The 24,586-nt window shown below is 66.3% G+C and carries 15 protein-coding genes, 1 pseudogene and 1 riboswitch; of the genes and pseudogenes, 10 read left to right on the forward strand and 6 right to left on the reverse strand.

The genetic code is table 11. From position 1 onward, the window contains the following. Positions 1-60 precede the first annotated feature (60 nt). From G9Q80_RS10815 to G9Q80_RS10830, 4 genes are all read right to left on the reverse strand, one after another. Positions 61-1,608, reverse strand: coding sequence for a trimethylamine methyltransferase family protein (locus G9Q80_RS10815; RefSeq protein ID WP_088716821.1), 1,548 nt, complete (start codon positions 1,606-1,608; stop codon positions 61-63). Continuing rightward, positions 1,608-4,013, reverse strand: coding sequence for a GcvT family protein (locus tag G9Q80_RS10820; protein ID WP_088716820.1), 2,406 nt, complete (start codon positions 4,011-4,013; stop codon positions 1,608-1,610). The genes G9Q80_RS10815 and G9Q80_RS10820 overlap by 1 nt, the downstream gene beginning before the upstream one ends. A 352-nt stretch (positions 4,014-4,365) precedes the next feature. Then, entirely contained in the window at positions 4,366-5,244 is an 879-nt protein-coding gene (locus tag G9Q80_RS10825) for a Hint domain-containing protein (RefSeq protein WP_088716819.1), read from the reverse strand. A gap of 273 nt (positions 5,245-5,517) precedes the next feature. Next, entirely contained in the window at positions 5,518-7,125 is a 1,608-nt protein-coding gene (locus G9Q80_RS10830; RefSeq protein WP_088716818.1) for a PIG-L family deacetylase, read from the reverse strand. A gap of 364 nt (positions 7,126-7,489) precedes the next feature. Here G9Q80_RS10830 and G9Q80_RS10835 point away from each other — a divergent pair, with 364 nt between their 5' ends. After that, positions 7,490-9,808, forward strand: a complete 2,319-nt coding sequence (locus tag G9Q80_RS10835) for a mechanosensitive ion channel family protein (RefSeq protein ID WP_088716817.1) — start codon at positions 7,490-7,492, stop codon at positions 9,806-9,808. Positions 9,809-9,828: 20 nt separating this feature from the next. Here G9Q80_RS10835 and G9Q80_RS10840 read toward each other — a convergent pair whose 3' ends face one another. After that, positions 9,829-10,131: a hypothetical protein gene (locus G9Q80_RS10840; RefSeq protein WP_043145726.1), complete on the reverse strand. Its 303-nt coding sequence runs from the start codon at positions 10,129-10,131 to the stop codon at positions 9,829-9,831. Positions 10,132-10,247: 116 nt separating this feature from the next. After that, positions 10,248-10,451: riboswitch (cobalamin riboswitch) on the reverse strand. A 122-nt stretch (positions 10,452-10,573) separates the two neighbouring features. Between G9Q80_RS10840 and G9Q80_RS28575 the strand changes: the two are divergent. The 6 genes and pseudogenes from G9Q80_RS28575 to G9Q80_RS10865 all read left to right on the forward strand — a co-directional run. Beyond that, positions 10,574-10,666: pseudogene (locus G9Q80_RS28575) on the forward strand (helix-turn-helix domain-containing protein); the annotation flags it as partial. 175 nt (positions 10,667-10,841) lie between these two features. Then, positions 10,842-11,336 (forward strand): LysR substrate-binding domain-containing protein, encoded by a 495-nt coding sequence (locus G9Q80_RS28160; protein WP_232786395.1) that lies wholly within the window; start codon positions 10,842-10,844, stop codon positions 11,334-11,336. A 70-nt stretch (positions 11,337-11,406) separates the two neighbouring features. Beyond that, positions 11,407-13,515 carry a hydantoinase/oxoprolinase family protein gene (locus G9Q80_RS10850; protein WP_088716816.1) on the forward strand — a complete coding sequence of 703 codons (2,109 nt, stop codon included), beginning with the start codon at positions 11,407-11,409 and terminating at the stop codon, positions 13,513-13,515. After that, on the forward strand, positions 13,508-15,205 hold the full coding sequence (locus tag G9Q80_RS10855; protein ID WP_088716815.1) for a hydantoinase B/oxoprolinase family protein: 1,698 nt from the start codon (positions 13,508-13,510) through the stop codon (positions 15,203-15,205). Before G9Q80_RS10850 ends, G9Q80_RS10855 begins: the two co-directional genes overlap by 8 nt. Continuing rightward, complete coding sequence (locus tag G9Q80_RS10860) at positions 15,205-16,419, forward strand: NAD(P)/FAD-dependent oxidoreductase (protein WP_088716814.1); 1,215 nt, start codon at positions 15,205-15,207, stop codon at positions 16,417-16,419. The genes G9Q80_RS10855 and G9Q80_RS10860 overlap by 1 nt, the downstream gene beginning before the upstream one ends. 26 nt (positions 16,420-16,445) lie before the next feature. Next, a complete protein-coding gene (locus G9Q80_RS10865) occupies positions 16,446-17,282 on the forward strand; it encodes an NAD-dependent epimerase/dehydratase family protein (protein WP_069210073.1) in 837 nt (278 codons plus the stop codon). 24 nt (positions 17,283-17,306) lie between these two features. Here G9Q80_RS10865 and G9Q80_RS10870 read toward each other — a convergent pair whose 3' ends face one another. Beyond that, complete coding sequence (locus G9Q80_RS10870; protein WP_043145718.1) at positions 17,307-17,783, reverse strand: MarR family winged helix-turn-helix transcriptional regulator; 477 nt, start codon at positions 17,781-17,783, stop codon at positions 17,307-17,309. A 292-nt stretch (positions 17,784-18,075) separates the two neighbouring features. Here G9Q80_RS10870 and G9Q80_RS10875 point away from each other — a divergent pair, with 292 nt between their 5' ends. The 3 genes from G9Q80_RS10875 to G9Q80_RS10885 all read left to right on the forward strand — a co-directional run bounded on the left by G9Q80_RS10875 (position 18,076) and on the right by G9Q80_RS10885 (position 24,257). Beyond that, complete coding sequence (locus tag G9Q80_RS10875; RefSeq protein WP_088716813.1) at positions 18,076-19,671, forward strand: acyl-CoA dehydrogenase family protein; 1,596 nt, start codon at positions 18,076-18,078, stop codon at positions 19,669-19,671. Positions 19,672-19,853: 182 nt separating this feature from the next. Next, the gene (locus G9Q80_RS10880) at positions 19,854-21,158 is read left to right on the forward strand and encodes an efflux RND transporter periplasmic adaptor subunit (protein WP_088716812.1); all 1,305 of its coding nucleotides are present in this window, start codon (positions 19,854-19,856) and stop codon (positions 21,156-21,158) included. Further along, on the forward strand, positions 21,159-24,257 hold the full coding sequence (locus G9Q80_RS10885) for an efflux RND transporter permease subunit (RefSeq protein WP_088716811.1): 3,099 nt from the start codon (positions 21,159-21,161) through the stop codon (positions 24,255-24,257). It begins immediately after the preceding gene. The last annotated feature ends 329 nt before the right edge of the window (positions 24,258-24,586 follow it).

Here is a 24,586-nt window from a genome sequence, read left to right on the forward strand (position 1 = left end):
TATTGCCGGGGAGGTCTGGGACCTCGGCCTGTCGCTGCTTTCCGCTGTCATCTCCTGCCATCAATCCGCCGGCGCCGCGCCGCCCTCCCCGGTGCGTTTGGCAATGAACCCATCCAGCGCGGCCAGCCGGTCGCCGGTGGCACAGGCCGGGGCCTTGTGATCAGCCAGGATCTGCTGCCAGAGCCCCAGCGCGCGGTCGTTGGCATCCAGGCTGCCGCGTTCGGTCCAGGTACCGAAGTTCGACCAGTCCGCCACCAGCGGCTCGTAAAAGGCGGTGGCGTAGCGCTCCATCGTATGCGCGCAGCCGAAGAAATGCCCGCCGGGCTGCACCTCGGCCAGGGCGTCAAAGCCGATCTCCGCATCGGAACAGGGCGTTGCGGCGCAAAGCTCTGCCATGACCTGGACCATCTCCATGTCTGTGATGAACTTCTCGTAGCTGACGGTCAGCCCGCCCTCGATCCAGCCCGCCGCATGGATGACGATGGATGCGCCGGACATCAGCGCGCCCCAGGCGCTGATCTCTGTCTCATGCGCGGCCTGCGCATCGTTGGTGTTGGCCGCGCATCCGGCGGCATTGCGCCAGGGCAGCCCGACGAGACGCGCCAATTGCCCGGCGGCCAGGCTTGCCTTGACCTGTTCAGGAGTGCCGAAGGCCGGGGCGCCGCTTTTCATGTCGACGTTCGAGGCGAAGGCACCGTAGCAGACCGGCGCGCCCGGGCGGGCCAGTTGGGTCAGGGTGATGCCGGCCAGCGCCTCGGCATGGCTGAGCGTGACCGCGCCTGCCACCGTCACCGGCGCCATCGCCCCCATCAGGCAGAAGGGGGTGACGACCGAGGGCTGGCCGTAGCGGGCGAAGTCGATCAACCCCTGCGCCATCGGAATGTCGATCTGACGTGGCGAGTTGGTGTTGATGATCGTGTAGCAATGCGGCTGCGTGCGGAATTCGACCTCGGACAGGCCGCGGAATTCGGCAATCATCTCGAAGGCGTCCAGTGCCTGCGACGTCCCGCGCGAAAAGACAAAGGGCACCTTGTCCGAGACACTCAGCTGCATCCGGGTAAAGGCGTAGTGGCGCAGGTGGATGGGGATGTCCTGCGGCTCCACTCCGGGCGAAAGCATCTGGATCGCGTCGAAATGCTGAACCAGTTTCGTCAGTTCCTCGACATCGCGCAATGTGCCCGCGCGGCGGCCGCGCAGGAGGTCGGAACAATTCGGCGCCCCTGCACCGGACTGAAAGGCAAGCGTGCCCAGGGCCATGTCCAGATCGCGCGAGGGATCGCCGCCATGCAGGGTGAACTGGCGGGGCGCGGAGGCCAGCGCCGCCTCGACCACCTCTTGCCCGATGCGGACCATCTGGCTGTCCTCGTCCACGATGCAGCCCGCCTGCGCGTAGAGTTTGCGCGCCTCGGGCAGCAGCACCTTGAGGCCCAGCTCCGAGAGCACGCGGAGGGCGGTGGCGTGGATGGCCTCGATGCGGTCCTGCGTGAAAACCGTCTGCGGGGTGAACGGGTTGGTCAACTGGCGATAGTTGACCTTGCGGGCCGGGGCCGCATCGTCACCACCGCGTTTGCGGCGGCGACGGGCCGGGGTCTGTGCCTCGGTGGCCATCAGACCGGCTTGCCGCGCATGGCGTTGCCCGCCGGATCGTAGGGCGACGGCGCGATCACGCGCGCGGGACGTTCGGCGCCAACCACATGGACGGTCAATTCCGTGCCCTCGGCTGCTGCATCCGCATCCATCATGGCCAGGGCGTAGGATTTGCCCAGCGTGTGGCCATAGCCACCAGAGGTGACAAAGCCCACGCGCCTGCCATCCATCCAGACCGGCTCATACCCACTGGCATCGGCGTCGGTGGCATCCACTTCCAGCGTCACGACACGGCGCTTTGCCCCCGCCGCGCGTTCCTTCAACGCGACCTCCTTGCCGATGAAGTCCTTGTCCCAGTCGATCCAGCGGTCCATGCCGGTTTCGCCCGGCGTGTAGCCCTGGGTAAATTCCGCCGACCATATGCCAAAGCTCTTTTCCAGCCTGAGCGAGAGCATCGCGTTGAAGCCGTATTCGCGGATCTCCTCGTCGGCCCCCGCCTGCAGCAGCAGTTCCCGCAGCTTGATGTGATCGCCCATGCGCACGTTGATCTCATACCCCAGTTCGCCGGCGACGGACATGCGGGCGACACGGGCGCGGAACAGGCCAACATCCAGCGCGGCACAGCCCATGAAAGGCAGATCGCCCGCGCCCTCGCAGACCTTTTCGATGACGGCGCGCGAGCGCGGTCCGGTCAGGGCAAAGCCGCAGACCTCTTCGCCCAGGTCACGGATGCTAACACCCTCGTCCAGGTGATCCTGGAACCAGCGCATGTGCCATTCGCGCAGGTAGTAGCTGCCCATGATCCACCAAGTGCCGTCGCCCCAGTTCATCACTGTCAGGTCGCCCTTGAGCCGTCCGCCCGGTTCCAGCATCGGCGCCAGTTTCGCGCGGCCCGGCCCGGGCAGTTTCGAAGCCATGACCCGATCAAGCCACTTTTCCGCGTTCGGCCCCGAGACCTCGAACCGCGAAAACCCGGTGATGTCCACCATGCCCACCTTTTCGCGGACGTGGCGGCATTCCTCGCCCACGATGTCGAAGGCGTTCGAGCGTTTCAGCGTCGGCACTTCTTCGAACCCCTGCGGCGCGAAATAGAGCGGCACCTCCAGGTCCCAGCTGCAGCCCCATTTGCAGCCCGCCTCGCTCATGGCCGTGTAGGCCGGCGCGGTCTTCAGCGGGCGCCCGGCGGGCAGTTGCTCGTTCGGGTAGGTCATGACGAAACGGCGGGAATAGAACTGGCCGGTCGTCTCCTTGATGTACCGCTTGTTCTGGGCGTAGTCGCCGTAGCGCGCCACATCCATCGGCCAGGCATCGGCCTCCGGCTCGCCGTGGATCATCCATTCGGCCAGCGTCTTGCCGACACCGCCGCCCTGAAGGAAGCCGGCCATGACCGCACAGGCGGTCCAGTAACCGCGCTTGCCGCGCACCGGACCGACCAGCGGGTTGCCATCGGGCGAGAAGGTGAAGGCGCCGTTGACCCAGGTCTTGACCCCGGTGTTTTCCAGCACCGGATAGCGGTGAAAGCCACAGGTCAGCTCATGCTCGATCCGGTCGGTCTGTTCCTGGAACAGTTCCATCCCGTAATCCCAGGGCGCGCCGTCCATCGCCCAGTGTTCATGTTCGACCTCGTAGATGCCCAGCAGCAGCCCCTTCTGGTCCTGCCGCATGTAGGTGAACCCCTCGAGGTCGACTGTCATTGGCACCTCGAAATCCAGAGCCGCGATCTCGGGGATGCTCTCGGTCACGAGGTAGTGGTGTTTCAAAGGCGAGACCGGCAATTCGATCCCCGCCATGCGGCCCACCTGTTTCGCCCAGAGGCCCGCGGCGTTGACCACATGCTCGCAGGTGATGGTGCCCTTGTCGGTCACCACCTTCCAGCCGTCCGCCACCTGTTCCAACGACTCGACCCTGGTGTGTTCGAAATAGCTGGCGCCGCGTTTCTTCGCGGCCACGGCATAGGCATGGACGGTGCCGGTGGTGTCGATGTACCCCTCGCGGTCGGCCCACATGGCGCCAAGGACACCCTCGGTCGACATGATCGGGCAGCGGCGCTGCGCCTCTTCGGGGGTCAGCAACTCGCAATCGTCGATGCCGATGGACTGGAACACGCGGTAGTTGGCCTGCAGCCATTCCCAGCGGTCCGGCGTACCCGCAAGCGTCAGCCCGCCGGTCATGTGCAGCCCGATGTTCTGGCCGCTTTCCTGTTCGATCTCGGAAAGCAGGTCGATCGTATAGGCCTGCAGCGCGGCCATGTTCGGATCGGCGTTCAGCGCGTGAATGCCCCCCGCCGCGTGCCAGGAACTGCCGGCTGTCAGGACGGACCGTTCCAGCAGGCAGACATCGGTCCAGCCGAACTTGGCAAGGTGATACAGCACCGAGGCGCCGACGACGCCCCCACCGATCACGACCACACGGTAATGCGTATTCATCTCCGTCCCTCCCCGGATTCGTTTTTGACAGGCTAGGAAGGGTGTCCGCTCAAGTCTAGACAGAAATGTCCAGAGATTGACACAGGAGCGACAGACCGGGCCGAAGGACCTGCGATTTTCCATCTCTTCGGGGACAGGGCTGGGCCCGTCACGGTGTGACGGGCCCAGCTATGCGTCGCGTGTCGCCAGCACGGCGACCGGCCAAGGCAGGTTGCAACGCAGGGCTGCCCGGTTCAGCACGTCACTCCGGGCACTACAGGTCTTGCGATCGGCTTTGCGGTCGAATGCGTCCCGGCGGCTGCCACCGGATCGGGCGCGCAGCCGTCGTTTCCTTCGACAAAGTTCCGGCGGCTCAGGCGGCGTCTATGCGGCCCGCAAGTCTTGCCCGGATCGACGGCGGCACAAGGCGGGCCGCGCTGATGCGGGGCATGTCCAGTTCGGGCACGGTCCGCTCTTCGCCATAAAGCGCCATGTATTCGGCGGCATTGTCGAATTTGCCCCGGGCCGCATAGTCGATGAAGGTTTCCGCAGGCACCCCATTGGCGAGGACAACGTCATGAGCCTCGGTCTCGACATGGTAATACGTGAATGTCCCGGGCATCTCTGACAGAGCCGTGAAAAGGATCGTGTCGCCGTTGACCAGTGCCCCGGCATTGATCACGAGCCCGTCGATGATCAGCCCGTGATCCGAAGTCAGGAAGAGATCGTTGCGCGGAAGCCCGTTCCCCAACGCCCCTGAAGAAATCCGGACCGGTGCGCATTCGGGCCTGGTGAACATGGTCTTGCGGATCGTCTGGTGGCCGATCCACTTCACCGGCACGGTCTTGCCGGATGCGGTCACGACCGGATCGCCAATGCGCAGGGCTTCGACGGGCACCTCGCCTGCGGGTGTCGTGATGGACGTGCCTGCAAGAAAGCAGAACGTATATGGGGTGGAGGTGTCGATGGTGACGGTATCGCCAACGCTCAGGCTGGAATCATTGGTAGAATAGAAAAAACTCAAGGTACCAAAAGTCACGATGCCTTCCCCCGGGACGATCCCTTGCAGGGTTTCGGTAAAACTTCCGCCGGAGGTCGCCGTCAACTGGGCGCCGGGCGCAATGGAGCCATCATTCACACCGTCGGCCGTGTCCTCGAACAGGGTCGGACTGGCGTCATAGACGCTGTTGATTTGGAACGTGCCGCCGCCGAGCGCCGTTACGGTGTAAAACCCGTTGAAAGTTTCCGACATCTCAAGTCATCTCCCGATCCGCTTCTGAAAAAACAATGCAAGAAACGCCTCACCCATAAACGAAACAGTCGTTCACGGCGCCCAGTCGGACCCGGACGATACCTCACCCCCAATTCATCGACCCGGCACACCTCCCGGTCAAGCCTTGCCTTGACGCGCCGACACCGGCGTCGGCCCGACATGCGTGCTGGTCTGCGGCTCAGGCGAGGACGATACAGCCCGAGGTCCAATGACGCGAATACGGGCACAGGGCAACCTGCCCGCCCGGTCGGATCAGGCTGTCACATCCTCGGACAGGTCGTCTTCTTCCTCTTCGGGAAGGTCGAAACTGTCCCACTTGGAGGCATTCGGCAGCATCAGCTGCTCATAGAAACCGCCCGCGCCAAAGGGGTCGTCTCCGCCTGGCACCGGATCGGGCGTCGGGTCCGGCGTGGGCTCCGGGTGGGGATCTTCCGGCGGCGCGCCCTGCCATCTGCCGGCGTAGCTGTCCAGGAACTGCGCATAGAACCCGCCCGGGGAAAAGGCATCTCCGGCAGGGGGCTGCTCGGGTTCCGGGTCCTCCGGGGCCGGGTCCTCTGGCGTTGGATCTTCGGGTTCCGGATCCTCCGGTTGCGGCTCTTCCGGCTCTGGCTCTGGCTCTGGCTCTGGCAGGGGGCCGTCCACCCGCTCTCCATCCACCAGGCTGTATTGCTCGGAAACATACTCGCGCAGGACCCAGTCGGTGTAGGGTTCGCGCAGGTCGCCGTTCTCGTCGGTCACCGCCGGATCGAAAGCCGCGTAGGTCTCGAAGACAGATGTGACCAGAGCGGTTTCGTCCGGGGTCAGGTTCTCTTCCCCGGCCCAGCTTTCGTATCCGGTGTAAAGCGTGACGCCGACATTCTGGCCGTAAAGCTCCAGCGCCGCCTCGGCAAATTCGGTTGTGTGAACGTGGTCGCTGTGCTCGATCTCGCTGGAGTCATCCTGCAACATCACCTCTTGCGGGGCGTGCCGTGTCATGATCGCGCCCAGGACCTGGGTCAGCTCGCCAGAAGTGTAGGTCACCGCGCCATCGACGGTCGTTACCTCGTCCAGCACACCCTCGGCCAGCAGTTCGAGACTTCCAAAGCCATAAGGCTCGGTGCCCGCGCCATCGATTCCGTCAGGCGTGCGCAGGAAGTAGAGCCGCACCTGAGGCGCATCCGCCAGGTAGCTGCTCTGCACCTCCCAGGCCTCGCCACCGATGTCGAGGGTCACGGTCTCATCCACCCAGGCCTCCGGGTCAGAGCCCGCCATCTGCGCATAGGCGGCCTTGGCCCCGGCCTCGCGCGCCTCCCAATAGTCGGCGTCCTGTCCGGCATCCCCCGCAGTGACGTAGACCGTGGTCATGGGATCCCCCGCGGCGATGGTCTCGGCGATGGTGGGATTCATGAACAAGAGATCGTCGTCGGTATGCGCGACAATCGCCATGTCGCCCCCCGGGTCTGCCGGGCTGAGCGGCTCGACCGTCAAGTCGATCACGGTGGGATCAAACTCGGTCGCCGGGCCGGTCAGGTCATAGACCGGAAGTCCGACCGGCACCTCGGCCTGCATCTGCGCCACGGGCTGGTCGTCCTTGAGGATCGACATCACGCCGGCATCGTCGATCTGGGCCGAATAGGTGGCCGTTTCCCCGGCCACCAACGCATCCTCGGCCACCAGGCGATAGGTCTCGTCTCCCTGGATGAAATCAAAGTAGAGATCGGCGCTGGCCCCCAGCTGGCCAAAGACCAGTTGCGGCGCCTCTCCCTGTGCGCCCAAGGCCACCAGGGGCTTTGACGTGCCGCCGCCAAGCGTGTCGAATTGCAGCGCCACGTCGATACGCAGCGGGCCAGTGAACAATCCGTTCAAGGTCGGCAAAGCCATTCGCCCAAGATCCCTGTTCTGCTGCAGGCCCTTTCGTGCCGGGGGCCTGCCGTTCCAGTCCGGGCGCGGGGTGCGCCCGAATCTGGCCAAGAAAATGCCACACTCTTACCCGGCGGCACCTTACACATACCACCATTGCGCGAGTCCGGATTTGCGATCCAGTCCCGGAAACACTCTGTTCCGGGTTCGCAGACGAAACAAAGCCCTTTCCTTGCGCAGACTTGTGCCAACATTGCCCCAAAGGCGCGCAACGCCGTGACCCTTCTGCCACGCAGACGGCAACAAGGACCGGCCCACCGCCCCGAATCGCAACGAGGCCCGCGCAAGCGCCTATGCTGTCGCGACCCAAAGACGGATCCGACGGATGCCCCTGCCCCTTCGCCGTATCGCCGCCCTTTCGATGCTGCTGGTCTTTTGCCTGATGCTGCCCCGCGCGCTGGCAGCTCAACCGGAGGGGCATACCGGCTGGCCCGGCGACTGGCAGACGTTCTGGTCCTCCGGAGAGGCCTTTCTGATACTGCAACAACGCGGCGACGCGGTCAGCGGCACCTACCAGCCCGGCGACGGCTCGGTCACCGGCACAACGCGCGACGGCGTCCTGCGCGGCACATGGTCCGAGGGTGGGGAAAGCGGCGACTTCATCTTTGTGCTGTCGGCGGACGGGCAGAGCTTTGCCGGGCGTTTCGGGTCAGGCGACTGGTGGAACGGGCATCGCGCCGCGATCGCCCAGCAACAACGCCCCACCTGGTTCAGCGGCGCCACTCCGCAGGCCACGCTGCGCAGCATCCTCGCCGCGGGCAATGACGCCATCTACCACGGGCGCGAAGGCCAGGTGCGCTGGATCGAACCCCTGCTGACCTACGATGGCCCGGAGGGGGACTCGTCGGACCGGGAACGACGGCGGCGCGCGCTCTGGCACATTCTCGATATCTCGACCTTCCGGCTTTGGGATGCACCGGTCCCGCGTGCCGGGGCAGAACCTGGCGAGACGCTGGCCTTCGAGATCAGCCCGGCAGGCACAAGCGCCGACCACAGCCTGCGGTTCCGCCTGGGCGCCGAGGGACTGTGGCAGCTGGTCGTCCCGCCCGCCGTGATCCTGCAGGCAGATCTGGAACGACTGATTGATGCCCGGGGGCACGACACGCTTGAGGCGCTCGAACGGGCGCGGGCCGGCAGTCCGCGCATGGTGATGATGGACTTCCTCCTGGGCGCCAAGGACTGGGACGGCGCGGGCGATACCCGCGCACTGCGGGCGCTGAACCTTGATCACGTCCCGCGTCAGTTGCGCCGGATCGAGGGCGCGCTGATGGCCGATTACCTGCGCCAGAGCATCGACCGGATCGGCTTTATCTACTGGCAGGAGATTCCCGACGATCCCAACCGCCCCCTGCCCTATGTCTATTATCGCCATCCGGTCGGCGACATCACCATCGCACCAACGGACATCCTCGACGGCGAGGGGCGCCCCATGGAGCGGCGCTGGCGTTTCTCGCGCGAGACGATGGCAGAGCTGCCAGACATCTACGCGGCCCTCGAAAAGATGCCCCTTGCTCCCGGCCTGACCACGCCGCCGCCCCTGTCACAGTTCTTTGCCACGCGGCAGGCGGTCCTTGCGCGTGCCGGCTGGCTGCAGGCCGAGGCCTGGGGACTGGAGACCTGGCAATGGCTGGGGGTCCTGACGTACCTGGGTGTCATGGCGCTGGTGCTGATGGCGGGATGGGCCGTCGCGCGCCGACTGGCAGGGCAGGATTCCTGGCAGGGACGCCTTGTAGGACAGTTGGCCGGCCCGGTCGGATTGATGGCCGCCGCCCTTCTGTTCCTTGACGCCAGCGAGCGGTTGGGCCTGACGTTGCGGGCTTTCGGCGCGGTGTCGGGCTTGTCCGCGATGCTGCTGATCCTGGCCAGCGCCGCGCTGGCCTACCGTGTCGTCTCGCTGATCTTTGGCGCGCTTATGGCCAAGGCGACCCAGACCCGTGCCTACACGGACGAAATCGTGCTGTCGCTGGCCCAGGGGCTGATGAAACTGTTGATCGTCGTCGGGGCGGTGATCGGCTGCGCCGATGTTGCCGGCCTGCCGTACGAGGGGGTCCTGACCGGTCTGGGGATCGGTGGCGTGGCCCTGGCCTTTGCCGCACGCGAAACCGTGTCCAACATCATAGGCGGCGCGATCCTTCTGTCGGACCGCCCCTTCCGCAAGGGCGACCTGGTCGAGGCAGCCAACACGCTGGCCGTGATCGAGACGGTGGGCCTGCGGTCGACGCGCCTGCGCAAGCTGGACGACACCCTGATGATCGTGCCCAACGCCCAGCTTTCGGACCAGGTGATATCCAACTGGGGCAGCCGGCGGAGGCGTCGCGTGCTGATGAAGATCGGCCTCACCTACGAAACCCCGCGTGCGCAACTGGAACAGTTCGTGGCGCGGCTGATGGAGATCTACCGCGATCAGCCGGAGGCCGAGACAGACAATGTGACCATCGGCATCAAGTCGCTTGGCCCCCACAGCATCGACATCGAGCTATGGGGGCACTTTCGCGTCTTCAGCTACGAGGCGCAGATCGCCGCGCAACAGGCGCTGATCCTCGACATCCTGTCCCTGGCCGAAGAGTTGGGCGTCAGCTTTGCCTATCCGACGCAGACCGTGCACCTGGCCGCGGACAATGGCGGGGTCCCGACCACGGCATAGACTGCGGCCAAAGGCTCCGGTCAGATCGACAACCGCCGTTTCCGGGCGCCTCCGCGCCTTTGCGGCTGTGGCAAGGGTAGATCCAGCGGCACCGCTGGACGGCGGATGGATTGGTGCAGCAGGTCGCAGAACACCGCCACCGCCGGATCCGTGCCGGCAAAGGGCTGGGCCCGCATCCAGGCACGCACAGCTTCTTCCTCGTAGCTTGCGCAGCCCGGCAGGCTGCCAAGCCATTGCATGTAGCCCATGCTTGCCAGTTCCCGGGCCCGTTCCGGTGTTTCGGCCCGTGTCTGTAAAAGGGTCAGCACCCGTTCGATCGTCATCGCGCCCTCCGCGCAAAGCTGGGGCGGGGATCATGGATCGGCGGCAGGACGGGCGGCAGGTTGCCATTCGTCTTTCGCGTCTCCGGGGCACCCCGCCCGGGTTGAGTGGCTTGGGCGCAGGGCGCCCGGCGATGGCAGGTCTCCTGACTTGCGGGTCAAGGCGCAGTCCCGAACCTTCCCGGGCCGTGCGGCCCAGTGGTCACTTCGGGATGGCTCGCCGCTTACAGTTGCGGGGGCAGTCGCGGATTTGGGGCATGGCCCCGCACCGCGTTCCCTTTTCAGACCGCGCGGACGCGGTCACCATCACAGGCCAAAGTGGCGCAGCATCTTGCCGCGGTCAAGCGGTTCGCGCCCCGGACCATCGCTTGTGCCAGAGCGTCGCAGGCGACAGACTGCGGGCGTGGGCCAGATCACCGTCAAACAACTCGAAGCCTTCGTGCAGGTGGCCGACCTGGCCAGTTTCCACCGCGCGGCGGAACGGCTGAACACCACGCAGCCCAATATCTCGACCCGGATTTCGGCGCTTGAATCGCTGCTGCGGCTGCGCCTTTTCAACCGCGATGCCGGGTCGCTCCGGCTGACGCCGACGGGGCGCAAGATACTGCCCCGCGCCCGGGCCGTGCTGACCGCGATGGACGGCTTCCTGGCCGCAGCCGGAGAGGATCATCTGTTCGAGGGCGTGCTGCGCCTCGGCGTGACAGAGATGATCTGTGCACAGCTGGCTGGGTCCATTCCTGCGCGTCCTCAAGGACCGGTTTCCGGCCATCGACGTGGAACTGACCGTGGACCTCTCGGCCAGCCTTTCGCCGTCGCTGTTCAGCCGGGGGCTGGACCTGACGCTGCAAAGCGGGCCGTTCGGACGGCAGATCTCGGGCGGCGTGGACCTCGGCGAGTTTCCGCAGGTCTGGGTCGCGGCGCCGGGGCTGGGCTTGCAGGGTCGCGCGTTGAGCCTGCGCGACATCGCGCGGCACCCGGTGCTGACCCATGCGCACGGCACCCTGCCCATCGAGCAGTTGCGCGACCATATCGCGACCAGGCGGCTGGTGCCACTGCGTTACCTCTGGGTGCCGGACCCACTGCGATTTCGCGCACGCTACGACGCCGGTCTGGCGCCCTCCTATGTCATGCGCGCGGCGGAACTGGCGCAAGAGGTGGCCCGGGCGCATCTGGAGGCGGCCGAGGATCAGGAAAAGCGATCCTCTTGATCCGATCAAATAATTGGATTGCATTGCGGTGGCTCGCTAGGTTTCCCGGTATCGCTGACAGGAGCCTTTCATGCCCGAACCACAGTATCGCCTTGGCGTCGACATCGGCGGCACCTTCACCGACGTGGTGCTGGAAGGACCGGATGGGCTGACCTCGACCAAGGTGCTGACCACCTACGCCGCTCCGGAAGAGGCCATTGTCGAGGGGCTGCACCGGGTCTGTGACCTGGCGGGCGTGGGGCCCGGGCGGATTTCCCAGGTGATCCACGGCACGACTTTGGCCACCAATGCCCTGATCGAGCGGCGCGGCGCGAAAACCGCGTTGGTCACGACCGAGGGCTTTCGCGACGTGATCGAGATGCGCACCGAAAGCCGGTTCGAGCAATACGACCTGAACCTCGTGCTGCCCGAGCCTCTCCTGCCCCGCAACCGGCGATACACGCTGCGCGAACGCATGGACGCGGATGGCGGCGTGCTGATCCCGCTGGACCGGGCCGAGGTCGAGGCCCTGGCCGACAGGCTGCGCGCGGGGGGCTATGACAGCGTGGCCGTTGGCCTGTTGCACGCCTATGCCAACGACGCGCATGAGCGCATGGTGGCCGAGGTGCTGGCCGAAGCTTTGCCGGGTGTGGATGTCTCGCTGTCCTCCGAAGTCTCGCCGCAGATGCGCGAATACGAGCGATTCAACACCACAATCGCCAATGCCTATATCCGCCCGCTGATGGCGTCCTACCTTGGTCGCCTGAAGGATCGCCTGGCACATGAGGGCGCGGCGTGCCCGGTCTTCCTGATGCATTCGGGCGGCGGCATCCTCTCGCTGGAAATGGCGACGAAATTCCCGGTGCGGCTGGTCGAAAGCGGCCCCGCCGGGGGCGCGATCTTTGCGGCCGAGATTGCCGCGCGGCACGGGCTGGACCGGGTGCTGAGCTTCGACATGGGCGGGACGACGGCCAAGATCTGCCTGATCCGCGACATGGCACCCAAGACGGCGCGGGTTTTCGAGGTGGCGCGCAGTTACCGGTTCAAGAAGGGGTCCGGGATGCCAATCTCGATCCCGGTGATCGACATGGTCGAAATCGGCGCCGGCGGCGGGTCGCTGGCCTCGGTGGATGCGATGAACCAGATCCGCGTCGGCCCGGAAAGCGCCGGGTCCGAACCCGGCCCGGCCTGTTACGGGCGCGACGGGACGCGGCCCGCCGTGACCGATGCGGACCTTGTCCTGGGCAAGCTGGACCCTGCGAATTTCGCCGGGGGGTCCATCACGCTGCACCCGGACCGCGCAGAGGCGGCGCTACAGACAGAGATCGGCGAAACGCTGGAGATGGACGCGCTGGAGGCCGCCTATGGGCTGGCTGAGGTGGTGGACGAGAACATGGCCAATGCCGCCCGCGTGCACGCGGTGGAAAACGGCGAGGACCTGAGCCGCTACACGATGATCGCCTTTGGCGGCGCGGCCCCGCTGCATGCTGCGCGGCTGTGTGAGAAACTGGGCGTGGCGCGCTGCCTCGTGCCGCAAGGCGCCGGTGTTGGATCTGCCATCGGCTTCCTGCGCGCGCCTTTCAGCTTCGAGGCGAACCGCTCGGTCTTTACCCGGATGCGCGACTTCGATGCCGCGACGGTCAAAGCGCTGTTTGCGGAACTGCGCGAGGAGGCGGAAAGCTTCGTGCGCACCTGCGATGCCACGGCGCCCATCGAGGCCGAGGCCAAGGTCTTCATGCGCTATGCCGGTCAGGGTTGGGAAATCCCCGTGCCTGTTCCACCCAAGGACATGGCCGCACCGGATGGCGACCGCCTGCTGAGCCGGTTCGAGGCCGAATACACCGCCCTGTTCGGCCGCACGGTCGAGGGGCTGGAGGCGGAAATCACGGTCTGGTCCGTCAACGCCTTCACCACCCGGCCCGCCGCCCGACGCATCCCCGCCCCCACGCGCACCGCGCGGATGACGGGCACGGCCACACGACCGCTCTTTGATCCGGCGCGGGGCGAGCGCCTGACGGCGCAGGTGCTGCCGCGCACCGATCTGCCCGCAGGGGCGCTTGTCACCGGACCCGCGTTGATCACAGAGGACGAGACCACCGTCGTCGTCCCCGCCAGCCGCGAGGTCATCGCACTGCCAGATGGCACGCTGGACGTGCACCTGCCGCAGCCCGCAGACCTAAAGGACGCCGCCCATGTCTGAACCGTCGAAAGTCGCCTACCAGGTGATGTGGACGCGCCTGATCTCGGTCGTCGAGGAGCAGGCGCAGGCGCTGGTGCGCACGGCCTTTTCCCCCTCCGTGCGCGAGGCGGGGGACCTCAGCGCCGGGGTCTACGATGCCGAAGGTCAGATGCTGGCGCAGGCGGTCACCGGGACGCCGGGCCATGTCAACGCGATGGCCGATGCGGTGGGCCATTTCATCCGCCGCATCGGGCGACAGGCGATGTTTCCCGGCGACGTCTACCTGACCAACGACCCTTGGGAAGGCACCGGCCACAAGCATGACATAACCGTGGTCACGCCGGTCTTTCGCGACGAGGTGCTGATCGGGTTTTTCGCCTGCACCGCGCATGTGACCGACATCGGCGGGCGCGGCTTTGGCGCAGATGCCAATGACGTGCACGAGGAAGGGCTGTACCTGCCGATCATGAAATTCGCCGAACGGGGCAAGGTCGACCGCACGCTGTTGCAGATCATCCGGGGCAACGTGCGCGAACCCGACCAGCTGGTGGGCGACATTCACGCGCTGGCCACCTGCAACGAGATCGGGCAGCGGCGCCTGCTGGAGATGATGGAGGAATTCGCGCTATCCGATCTTGCGGGCGTGTCCGAGTTCATCCTCACCAACTCTCGCAAGGCCACGCTTGAGCGGATCAATGCGCTGACACCCGGCACCGCCGAGGGGCACATGAGGATCGACGGCTATGCCACGCCGATCGACCTGCATGTGAATCTTAGCATCGAAGCCGACCGCATCCTGTGTGACTGGACCGGGACCAGCGGTGTCGATCCCAAGGGCATCAACGTGCCGATGGTCTATACCAAGGCCTATGCCTGCTACGCGCTGAAATGCGCCATCGCGCCGGAGATCCCGAACAATGCCGCCTCTCTGGCGCCCTTCGAGGTGACGGCACCGGAGGGGAGCATCGTCAACGCCCCCTTCCCCGCGCCCGTCGCCCTGCGCCATATCATCGGCCACATGGTGCCCGACACGGTCTATGACGCTTTGGACAAGCTCTTGCCCGACACCGTGCCCGCCGAGGGCGCCGGCTGCCTGTGCAACTTCATGCTGTCGCTGCGGCCCGCGCCCGGGGCCACGAATGCACGGCGGGCCGAAGTGCTGACCTTCAATTCGGGCGGATCGGGCGCACGGCCCGGGCTGGACGGGATGAGCGCCACGGCCTTCCCCTCGGGTGTGATGACCATGCCGGTCGAGGCCACCGAACAGGCCGGGCCGGTGATCGTCTGGCGCAAGGAGTTGCGGCCGGACAGCGGCGGCGCGGGCCGGTATCGCGGCGGGCTGGGCCAGTTCATGGTGGTCGGTGCGCGCGAGGGCCATGTCTTTGACTTTTCCGCCATGCTGGACCGGGTCGATCACCCGGCGCGCGGGCGGCGCGGCGGCGAGAGCGGCGGCGCGACGGTGATTGCCCGGTCGGACGGGACCGCGATGCGCGGCAAGGGGCGGCAAAGTGTGCCCGAAGGGCAGCGCGTGGAGATGGAATTCCCCGGCGGGGGCGGCTATGGCACGCCGTCGATGCGCGATCCGGCGCAGGTCCGCCGTGACCTTGCGCTGGGATACATCACGCCCGACCACGCGGTCACGCAGTATGGCATGACAGCCGAAGAGGCCGCGCAGATCATGAAACGTGCCCAAGACGGAGAGGTCTTTTGATGGCAGCCCCCGGTTTCTCTCCCACGCCCACGAAAACCACCTATGACGTGGTCATCATCGGTGGTGCGATCATGGGATCGGCCACTGCATGGTTCCTGTCGGACAACCCCGATTTCAACGGGTCGGTGCTGGTGGTGGAACGTGACCCCAGCTATGCGCAATGCTCGACCGCGCATACCAACTCTAGCATCCGGCAGCAGTTTTCCGACCCCCTGAACATCCGCATTTCGCAGTTCACGGCCCGCTTCATCAAGGAGCTGCCGGAGCGGATGAACGACAGCCGCGTGCCCCGGCTGGACGTGCAGAATTATGGCTATCTCTACCTCGCCGACACCCCGGGCTTTGCCGAGGTCCTGCGCCGCAACGCCGAGGTGCAGCGGGCCGAGGGGGCGGGCACCGAGATCCTGAACCGGGACGAGATCGCCGCGCGCTACCCCTTCTACCAGCTTGACGACATCCTCGCCGGGTCGATCAACACCCGCGACGAGGGCTATTGGGACGGCGGCACGCTCTTCGACTGGTTCAGGCGCTCGGCCCGGGACCGGGGCGTGGAATATGTCGCGAACGAGGTCACGGCGCTGACCCGCGAGGGCGGGCGCATCACCCATGTCACCCTTGCCAGCGGCGAGCATATCGCCTGTGGCCATGTGGTGAACGCCTCTGGCCCCCGTGCGGCGCGCACCGCGGCAATGGCAGGGATCAAGCTGCCGGTGGAACCACGCAAACGCTTTACCTGGGTCTTTTCCGCCGAAACGCCGCTGGACCGCGAGTTGCCCCTGACCATCGACCCTTCGGGCGTACACGTCCGGCAGGATGGTCCGACGACCTACCTGGCCGGGGCCGCGCCCGAGGAGGATCTGGCCGTCGATCCAGGTGATTTCGTGATGGATCATGCCCGGTGGCAGGATCACGTCTGGCCGATCCTTGCCACGCGCATCCCCGCCTTCGAGACGATCCGTGTCGTGACCGAATGGGCAGGCCACTACGCCTACAACACGCTGGATCAGAACGCCATTCTGGGCCCGCACCCGGAGATCGGGAACTTCCTGTTCCAGAACGGGTTTTCGGGCCACGGGCTCCAGCAGAGCCCGGCAATGGGGCGAGGTCTCGCGGAGTGGCTGACCTATGGCGAGTACCGCAGCCTCGACCTGACGCCCTTCAGCTTTGACCGCATCACCAAAGGCCACCCGATGATCGAACGCGCCGTGATATGACGCACGGCAGAAGGAAAGGACACGCCATGAAGAAACTCGTTTTGACCGGCGCCGCGGGGCGGCTGGGGTCTTACCTGCGCGAGCCGCTGTCGATGATGGCCGACGAACTGGTATCGACGGACATCGCCGAGGGTATCGGCACGCTCTATCCTGGGGAACGCTATGTTCAGGCCGACCTTGCCGACCTGAACGCCATGTCGGAGGTGATCGAAGGGGCGGACATGGTGGTGCATTTCGGCGCCATCGGGGATGAGGCGCCGTTCGAAGAGATCCTTGGCCCCAACATCGTCGGCGCCTACAACGTCTGGGAGGCAGCGCACCGGCACGGCGTGCGGCGCGTGGTCTACGCCAGCTCGATCCACGCGGTCGGCATGTATCCCCGGCAAGAGCGCATCGGCACCGACGTACCGCACCGGCCCGACACGTTTTACGGGCTGGCCAAGTGTTTCGCCGAGGATCTGGCGCGCATGTACTGGGAAAAACGCGGGGTCGAGGCGGTTTGCCTGCGCATCCTTTCCTGCGCGCAGGTGACAGGGGCCCGGGCGCTGGGGACCTGGCTCAGCTACGGCGACCTGATCCAGCTGGTGGCTCGGGCGATCGACACGCCGACGACGGGGTTCACGGTAGTCTATGGCGTGTCGGACAACGACCGCTGCCCGGTGGACAATTCGGCGGCGCGCTACCTTGGATATGCGCCAAAGGACAACGCTGAACAGTTTGCCGCGCAGATCCTGGCCGCCGAAGGGCCGGGTGATCCGCGCGATCCTGCGCAGATGTGCCACGGCGGGCCATTCGCGGCGGTCGACCTTGGACAGAGCGGCCAAGCGCAAATGAACATCGTGCACGACCGCAAGGAGACCTGAGCGGCCATTGCACGGCGCCGCGGGTCAGCCGCTGGCGCCGTTGCGGATGTTCAGCATCTTGCGCAGCAGGCGCTTCAGCTCGGCGGTTTCGGTCACGGACAGTCCGGCGGCGCCACCGGACTCGTGCTCGGCCAGAATCGGCGCCAGCACCGCGACCCGCGCCTCGCCGGCCTCTGTCAGCCACAGTTCCATCGCGCGCTTGTCGTCCTCGGGAACGCGGCGCAGGATCAGGCCCTCGTCCTCCATCTGGCGCACCATCTTGGTCATGTGCGCCCGCTTGATGCTGAGCGCCTTGGCCAGCATTCCCTGGCGGATGCCCGGGTTCTCGTGCAGGACCATCAGAACCGTCAGCTCACCGGGGCGGATGTCCTCCGCCTCGAAAGAACGAAAGAAGCCGGCAAAACTCTTCAACTGGCCCAGGCGCAGCAGAAAGCCCAGCGCCTCGGACAGCGGGCCATACTGTACCTTGCCTTCGGAACGGTCCTTGCGGGGATCATCCACGACAGTGGCCTCCGGCGTCCTGCCCGGAACGGACTCTTGTCCTCTCAGCACCAATGGCCATGCAGATCCCCCCATGTTTCGCTGTTTGCGATATCGTTATTGTTTCCCAGTAGACAATTTTTTCGATTCGAGTCAACATCGCGCCCGTCAGACAGGGGGGTTCCCCCGGCCGTGCAGGAGGAGACATGGCCCATTTCCCGAGGCATGCGCGCCGATGCACCGGCGCAGACAGTGCCATCCAGGGCGCGTTCACGCGCCGCGCCGACGCTCCTCCCGTCGAGAAGGTGACCCGATGACCCCAGAATTGCTAGCACAGATCCTTGCCCGCACCCCAGGTTGGGCAGAGCAGGCCGCGCCTGCCGGGCTGGACGATACCGCCGTGGCCCAGATCCTGGGCGAGACCTTCAAGCTAGCCGAGGAAACCCTGGCTCCGCTGGCCTCCACGGCGGACGAGGCAGGCTGCCGGGTCGAGGGCGGGCGCGTGCGCACGCCCGAGGGGTATGGCGCCGCCTACCGCGCCCTTGGCGAAGGTGGCTGGCTGGCCGCCGACCTGCCCGAGGACCTGGGCGGCATGGGCCTGCCGCTGGCGCTGCATGTTGCCGCCGCCCTGCCGATGGAAGGCGCCGCCCTGCCCTTCATGATGCTGCCCGGCTCCAGCCGGGCGGCGGCCTTCTGTCTTGCGGCCAACGCGCCCGACCTGGCCGCGGAATGGTGCCCGAAACTGGCCGAGGGCACATGGGCCGCGACCATCTGTATTTCCGAACCGGATGCCGGGTCGGACGTGGGCCGTATCCGCACGCGGGCCGAGGAGGATGGCGATGGCTGGCGCATCTTCGGCACCAAGTGCTGGATCAGCTTCGGCGATCAGGACATGACCGACCGTATCGGCCACCTGCTTCTGGCCCGCACCGGCGCGCCAGAGGCCGGCACCCGCGGGCTGTCTCTTTTCCTTGTGCCCAATGTCACCGACGCGGGCGCGTCCAACGGCATCCACGTCGAACGCATCGAGGAAAAACTGGGCCTGCACGGCTCGCCCACCTGCGTGCTGCGCTTTGACGGGGCCGAGGGCGTGATGATCGGCGCGCCGGGGCGCGGGCTGCCGGCGCTGTTTCACATGATCGAGCGGATGCGCCTGCAGGTCGGCACCCAGGGGGCCGGCGTCGCCGCCACCTGCGCGCACCTTGCCCGCAGCTATGCCGAGGACCGTCGCCAGGGCGGCGCCCCCTCTGCCCCACCCGTCGCGCTGACCGCACACGCGGACATCCAGCGCATGCTGCTGACACTGGACGCCCGCGCGATGCTGCTGGCGGCGCTGGTGCTGGAAACGGCAACGGTGCTGGACATGGCAAAGGAGGGCGACGAAAGTGCCGCCGCGCTGGCGCCTTTCCTGCTGCCCTTGGCCAAGACCTTTGGCGGCGAGATGGGACAGGAAAGCGCCAGCGACACGATCCAGGTGCTGGGCGGCGCCGGTTATACCCGCGAATGGCCCGCCGAGCGCTATTTCCGGGATGTCCGGATCACCACGATCTACGAGGGCACCACGGGCATGCAGGCGCAGGACCTGGTCCTGCGGCGTCTGCTCAAGGACGACGCGGCGCTCATGGCCTTCCTCGACCGCGCCAAGACCGCGCCGGGCAGCGCGGATCTGACCGGGCGCTTTGCGGCGCTGGTCACCCGCCTGCGCGAGGCCGCGCCCGAGGCCCGGCTTTATGCCGCCGACGCGGTCCTGCGCGCCGCCTGGGTTGCCCAAAGCGCGGTCCTTGCCGAACGCCTGAAGGGCATCAGCACAGAAAGCGACCGCGCCCTGGATCTTTGGCTGGCACAGGGATCGGCCCGCATGGCGATGGCGGAATCGGGTGTCGACTGGGCACTGACACAGTCCGCCTGAGGGATTTCCACGACGCCGGCCGCAGACCTCGTGGCCGGCATTGACTCCCTTCACCAGTGGCATTCAAACTTGGGCATGTGTTTATTGTCGCAGTGACCCTGTCGGCTGTTCCCAGCGGCAGGCATCCGTGACGTGATAGGCCCGGACCGATTGCCGTCCGTGCCGCTCATGAGGATTGTGCCATGTCAGCCTTGATCAAGGGCATCGCCCGCAGCCTTGCCGTTGCCATTCCCGTCGCGCTGGGTGCGCTGACCGTGGCCTATTCCGAAGACCTCAAGACGGCACCCGCCGCCAAGGAGGTGAACCGCACGCCAACAGCCGTGCGCGTGGTGACGATGGCCCCGGTCGAGATCGTACCCAGGGTCAGCGGTTACGGCACCGTCACACCGGCACGGGAATGGCGCGCCGTGGCACGCGTCGAGGGCGAGGTGGTCGAAAAGACCGAAGGTTTGGCAAACGGCGGCGTCATCGCAGGCGGCACGGTGTTGCTGCGTCTGGACGACGCCGAGTTGCAACTGTCCCTGGCCCAAATTGATACACAGCTGGCCGCGCTGGACGTCAAGGACCAGACCCTGACTGCAAGCCTGGAAATCGCGACCGCCGATCTTGAGCTCAGCCGGACGGAACTGACCCGGCAGGAAACGCTGGCAGATCAGGGCGTGGCGACACAGGTGCGGCTGGACAGCGCCCGACGCGCCGAACTGGGCGCGCGGGCCAAGGTGGTGGAGGTCGAGAACCAGCTGGCGCTGAACGCGGCGGAGCGAGAGGTTCTGAAGGCACAGCGCGCCACGGTGGCCCGGTCGCTGGATTTCACCGAGATCGCAGCCCCTTACGACATCCGAATCGCCGAGGTCGCAGCGGAACTGGGACAGGTGGTGACACGCAACCAAACGCTTGTCACTGCCGAAGGGATCGAGGCGGCAGAGGTTGCCGCCCAATTCTCGATCGGGCGGATCGGGCCGATCCTGCGGATGATGGGGGACGGCGCCACGGTTCATGACCTCAAAGCCCGCGTGCGCCTGCCCGCCCCGGGTCACCTGGTGACATGGGAGGCTAAGGTCGACCGCGTCGGAGAGGCATTGGACCCGCGCACCCAGAGTACGGCCATCGTCGTCCGGATCGACGACCCCTACGGCCAGGCCGAGGCAGGCAAACGCCCGCCCCTGCGCCGCAACACATTTGTCGAGGTGATCCTGATGGCGCCGAAACGCCAGGCGCTGGTGGCGCCGCTGGACGCGGTGCGCGGCGGACAGGCGCTGGTGGTCAGCGCCGAAGGCACGCTGGAGAAACGCGCGGTGACGGTGGGCTTCGCCATCGGTGACATCGCCGTGGTCAGCGAAGGCCTGGCCGAGGGCGACAAGCTGGTGGTGACGGACCCCAGCATCGCGGTTCCGGGCATGGCCGTCAAAGCGGTGGAGGACAAGCAGCTCCTGGCGCAGATCACCGCCGCCGCAGGCGGCCAGGGCAAGCCGAAGGGCAACAAGTAGATGATCCGCCTCTTTGCCCTGCATCCGACCGCCGCCAACATCCTGATGCTGGCGCTGGCGGTCCTTGGACTTGCCGCCCTGCCGACGCTGCAACGCGATACCTTTCCGCTGACCCCGCCCAGCCAGGTCGAAATCCGCATCGCCTATCCCGGCGCCTCGCCCGCCGAGGTGGAAACCGGCATCTGCCAGGTGGCCGAGGACCCGCTGCGCGTGGTGGACAACCTGGTGGAACTGTCCTGCCTGTCGCGGGACAACATGGCAATCATCACCGCCGAGATGGTCGAAGGCGCGGACATGACCCGCTTTCACAATGACCTCAAGGCGGCGGTCGACGGGATCGGCACCTTTCCCGACCGGGCAGAGGATCCGGTGACGCGGGTGGTCGAACGGGTGGCCTCTGTCGCCTCGATCGCCGTGACAGGCCCCGAGGACCCGCATGTCCTGCTGGCCTATGCCGACATGTTGGCCGAACGGCTGCGCGCCGATCCTGCCATTTCCCAGGTCGAGATCGCCGGGTTTTCCGACCGCGAGATCGTGATCGAACTGGATGCGGCGGCCCTGCAGCGCCACGGGTTGCGCATCTCCGACCTGGGCCCCCTCCTGACCCGCAACAGCCTGGACATGCCCGCGGGCACGCTGGAGGGTCGCCAGGGCGATGCGGTGATCCGGTTCCTGGGCGAAAGGCGCAGCATCGGCGATTTTGCCCGGCTGCCGCTCACCAGTTCGGCCAACGGAGCCGAGATCACGCTGGGCGAAGTGGCCGAAATCTCGCTGGTGTTCAGCGACCCGGCGCAGGCCGCCTATTACAACGGCGAGCGCGCCGCCATCGTGCAGGTGAACAAGAGCGCCTCGCAGGATGCGCTGCGGGTCAAGGCGGCACTGGACCGGATCATGGCAGAGGCCCAGGCCGAGGCGCCGGGCAACATCGCGCTGGCGATTTCGCAGGACAGCACGATGAACATCCGCGACCGGCTGCGCATCATCGCCGAAAACGGCATCCAGGGGCTGCTGCTGGTGCTGGTGGTGATGTGGCTGTTCTTTGGCTTCCGGTTCTCGTTCTGGGTGGCAATGGGCCTGCCGGTGTCCTTCCTGGGCACGATCTTTGCGATGCAGCTTTTCGGGCTTACCATCAACATGATGACGATGGTGGCGCTGCTTGTGGCCATCGGCCTGCTGATGGACGATGCCATCGTGATCTCGGAAAATATCGTGCGGCGGCGCCAGGCGGGCGAAACCGCGATGCAGGCGACGGTGAACGGCGCCGTGCAGGTGGCGCCGGGCGTCATCGCCTCGTTCCTGACCACGGTGATGATCGTCGGGCCACTGGCCTTCATGCAGGGGCAGATCGGGGCGGTCCTGAAATACATCCCCATCGTGCTGGTGATGACTCTAATCGTCAGCCTGGTCGAGGCCTTCCTGATCCTGCCCAACCACATGCACCATTCGCTGTCGGGCGAGCTGCGGCCCAACCGGATCAGCCGCGCGGTCAACGGCGCCTTTGACTGGCTGCGTGATCGTCTCGTCGTGCCCCTGTCCGGCCTCAGCCTGCGCTACCGCTATTTCACGTTGGGTCTGGCCGCCTTCATGGTGCTCATTTCCGTCGCGCCTTACACCGGTGGCTTCATCAAGTTCCAGAGCTTTCCCGCGTTGGAAAGCGACACGGTCGAGGCCCGTCTTCTGCTGGTTCAGGGTGCGCCGCTGGAGCGCACCGAACAGCGGGTGGCACGGGTCGTGGCGGCGCTGGAGAAGATGAACACGGACCTGTCGCCCGAACAACCCGGGGGCCAGCCGCTGGTGCAAAGCTACACGATCACCTACAGCGCCAATGCGGACACGCCGGAAACCGGCGCCCACATGGCCACCGTCAGTGCCAAGCTGCTGCCCGCCGGGATCCGCACGACCGAAGTCACGCAGATCGTCGACAGCTGGAAGAAACTGGTGGGGCCGATGCCCGACATGGCCGCCTTTCGCATCACCGACAAGGAGCGCGGCGCGGGCGGCAAGCCCATCGACATCCGCCTGCAAGGCAATGACCTGGAGGCGCTGCGCGCCACCGCCCGAGAGATGCGCAGGTTCTTTCGCGAGTTCGAAGGCGTGCGCGACGTGACCTATGACCTGCAACCGGGCAAGACCGAGTATATCGTCACCCTGCGCCCGGCTGCTGCCTCTGCCCTCGGCGTCAGCGCGCAGGCTGTCGCGACAGAATTGCGCGCCGGGTTCCGGGGCGATTCCCCGCTGGAGGTCCGCGACGGGCTGGGCACGCTGGACATCGTGGCGCGGCTGTCGGACGAAAACCGGATGAGCCTGCAGGACATCCTGGACCTGCGCGTACCGGGCGCCGAGGGCGCGCTGGTGCCGTTGACGGCTGTCGCAGACGTGCGCACGGGGCGGGGCTATGCCTCGATCAACCGGGTCGACGGGCAGCGCACCGTGGCCGTGCAAGGCGCCATCAACCCCGCCGTGGCCAACGCGCGCGAACTGATGGCCGCGCTGCGGGCCGACTATCTTCCGGGTCTGGCGGACAAGCGGCCCGGCGTCACCGTCACGATCCTGGGCGAGGCAAAGGACACGGCAACCACCGGCTCATCCCTGGCCCGGAACATGGTGATCGGGCTGATCGGGGTCTACCTGATCCTGTCTTTCCAGTTTCGCAGTTTCGTACAGCCCCTCGTCGTCGTGGTGGCGATCCCGCTCAGCCTGATCGGGGTGATGTGGGGGCATATGGCCCTGGGCCTGCAGATCTCGCTGCCCAGCCTCGTGGGGCTGGCGACACTGGCCGGGGTGGTGGTCAACGACTCGATCCTTCTGGTGACCTTCATGAAAGAGCGCGTCGCGGATGGCGCGGACATGCTGGCCGCCGGTCAGGCGGCCGTGCGCGACCGGTTTCGCGCGATTTTCCTGACCTCGCTGACAACGGTGGTAGGCTTGGGGCCGCTGCTTTTCGAACAAAGCACGCAAGCACAATTCCTGCGCCCCATCGTGGCCAGCCTCGCCTTTGGCCTGACCGGCGCGACATTGCTTGCACTCTTCGTCAGCCCGGCGGTCTTTGCCGTCCTGCATGACCTGCGCCTGGTCCGGGCGGAAAAGGCCACGGATTGAACCAAACAGGGCGCGGAAAAGGGGCACTTTTCCGCGTCATGCAACGGCTGCGAAGGATTGAAACGGAACGGCGAAGACGCTGCTGGAAAGCGGCGGGCGAACAGGCTCATTCCCGCCAATATCCGGCGAAATGTCTTGCTGATGCGGGGAAAGTGGCAGGCCGCAGGGGAATCCGACCCGCGCAAATGACCTGCGCCCCTGCTGACCCCTGATGTCACCCCGGCGATGTGAGAAGGACGACGACCAGCATGGGCAAATGAACGGCAAGACCCTGACCGGGAAATCCGGTAGCGTCCAACCAGCCCGGGCTCGCAAACTTGATCTGGCGC

It is taken from the genome of Mameliella sp. LZ-28, from assembly GCF_012274245.1.
Taxonomy (GTDB): Bacteria; Pseudomonadota; Alphaproteobacteria; order Rhodobacterales; family Rhodobacteraceae; genus Antarctobacter; species Antarctobacter albus.

Bases quoted from the DNA above. Each gene is read 5' to 3' on its own strand.
- G9Q80_RS10815 (WP_088716821.1), bottom strand. From the start codon at position 1,608: ATGGCCACCGAGGCACAGACCCCGGCCCGTCGCCGCCGCAAACGCGGT.
- G9Q80_RS10820 (WP_088716820.1), bottom strand. From the start codon at position 4,013: ATGAATACGCATTACCGTGTGGTCGTGATCGGTGGGGGCGTCGTCGGC.
- G9Q80_RS10825 (WP_088716819.1), bottom strand. From the start codon at position 5,244: ATGTCGGAAACTTTCAACGGGTTTTACACCGTAACGGCGCTCGGCGGC.
- G9Q80_RS10830 (WP_088716818.1), bottom strand. From the start codon at position 7,125: ATGGCTTTGCCGACCTTGAACGGATTGTTCACTGGCCCGCTGCGTATC.
- G9Q80_RS10835 (WP_088716817.1), top strand. From the start codon at position 7,490: ATGCCCCTGCCCCTTCGCCGTATCGCCGCCCTTTCGATGCTGCTGGTC.
- G9Q80_RS10840 (WP_043145726.1), bottom strand. From the start codon at position 10,131: ATGACGATCGAACGGGTGCTGACCCTTTTACAGACACGGGCCGAAACA.
- G9Q80_RS10850 (WP_088716816.1), top strand. From the start codon at position 11,407: ATGCCCGAACCACAGTATCGCCTTGGCGTCGACATCGGCGGCACCTTC.
- G9Q80_RS10855 (WP_088716815.1), top strand. From the start codon at position 13,508: ATGTCTGAACCGTCGAAAGTCGCCTACCAGGTGATGTGGACGCGCCTG.
- G9Q80_RS10860 (WP_088716814.1), top strand. From the start codon at position 15,205: ATGGCAGCCCCCGGTTTCTCTCCCACGCCCACGAAAACCACCTATGAC.
- G9Q80_RS10865 (WP_069210073.1), top strand. From the start codon at position 16,446: ATGAAGAAACTCGTTTTGACCGGCGCCGCGGGGCGGCTGGGGTCTTAC.
- G9Q80_RS10875 (WP_088716813.1), top strand. From the start codon at position 18,076: ATGACCCCAGAATTGCTAGCACAGATCCTTGCCCGCACCCCAGGTTGG.
- G9Q80_RS10880 (WP_088716812.1), top strand. From the start codon at position 19,854: ATGTCAGCCTTGATCAAGGGCATCGCCCGCAGCCTTGCCGTTGCCATT.
- G9Q80_RS10885 (WP_088716811.1), top strand. From the start codon at position 21,159: ATGATCCGCCTCTTTGCCCTGCATCCGACCGCCGCCAACATCCTGATG.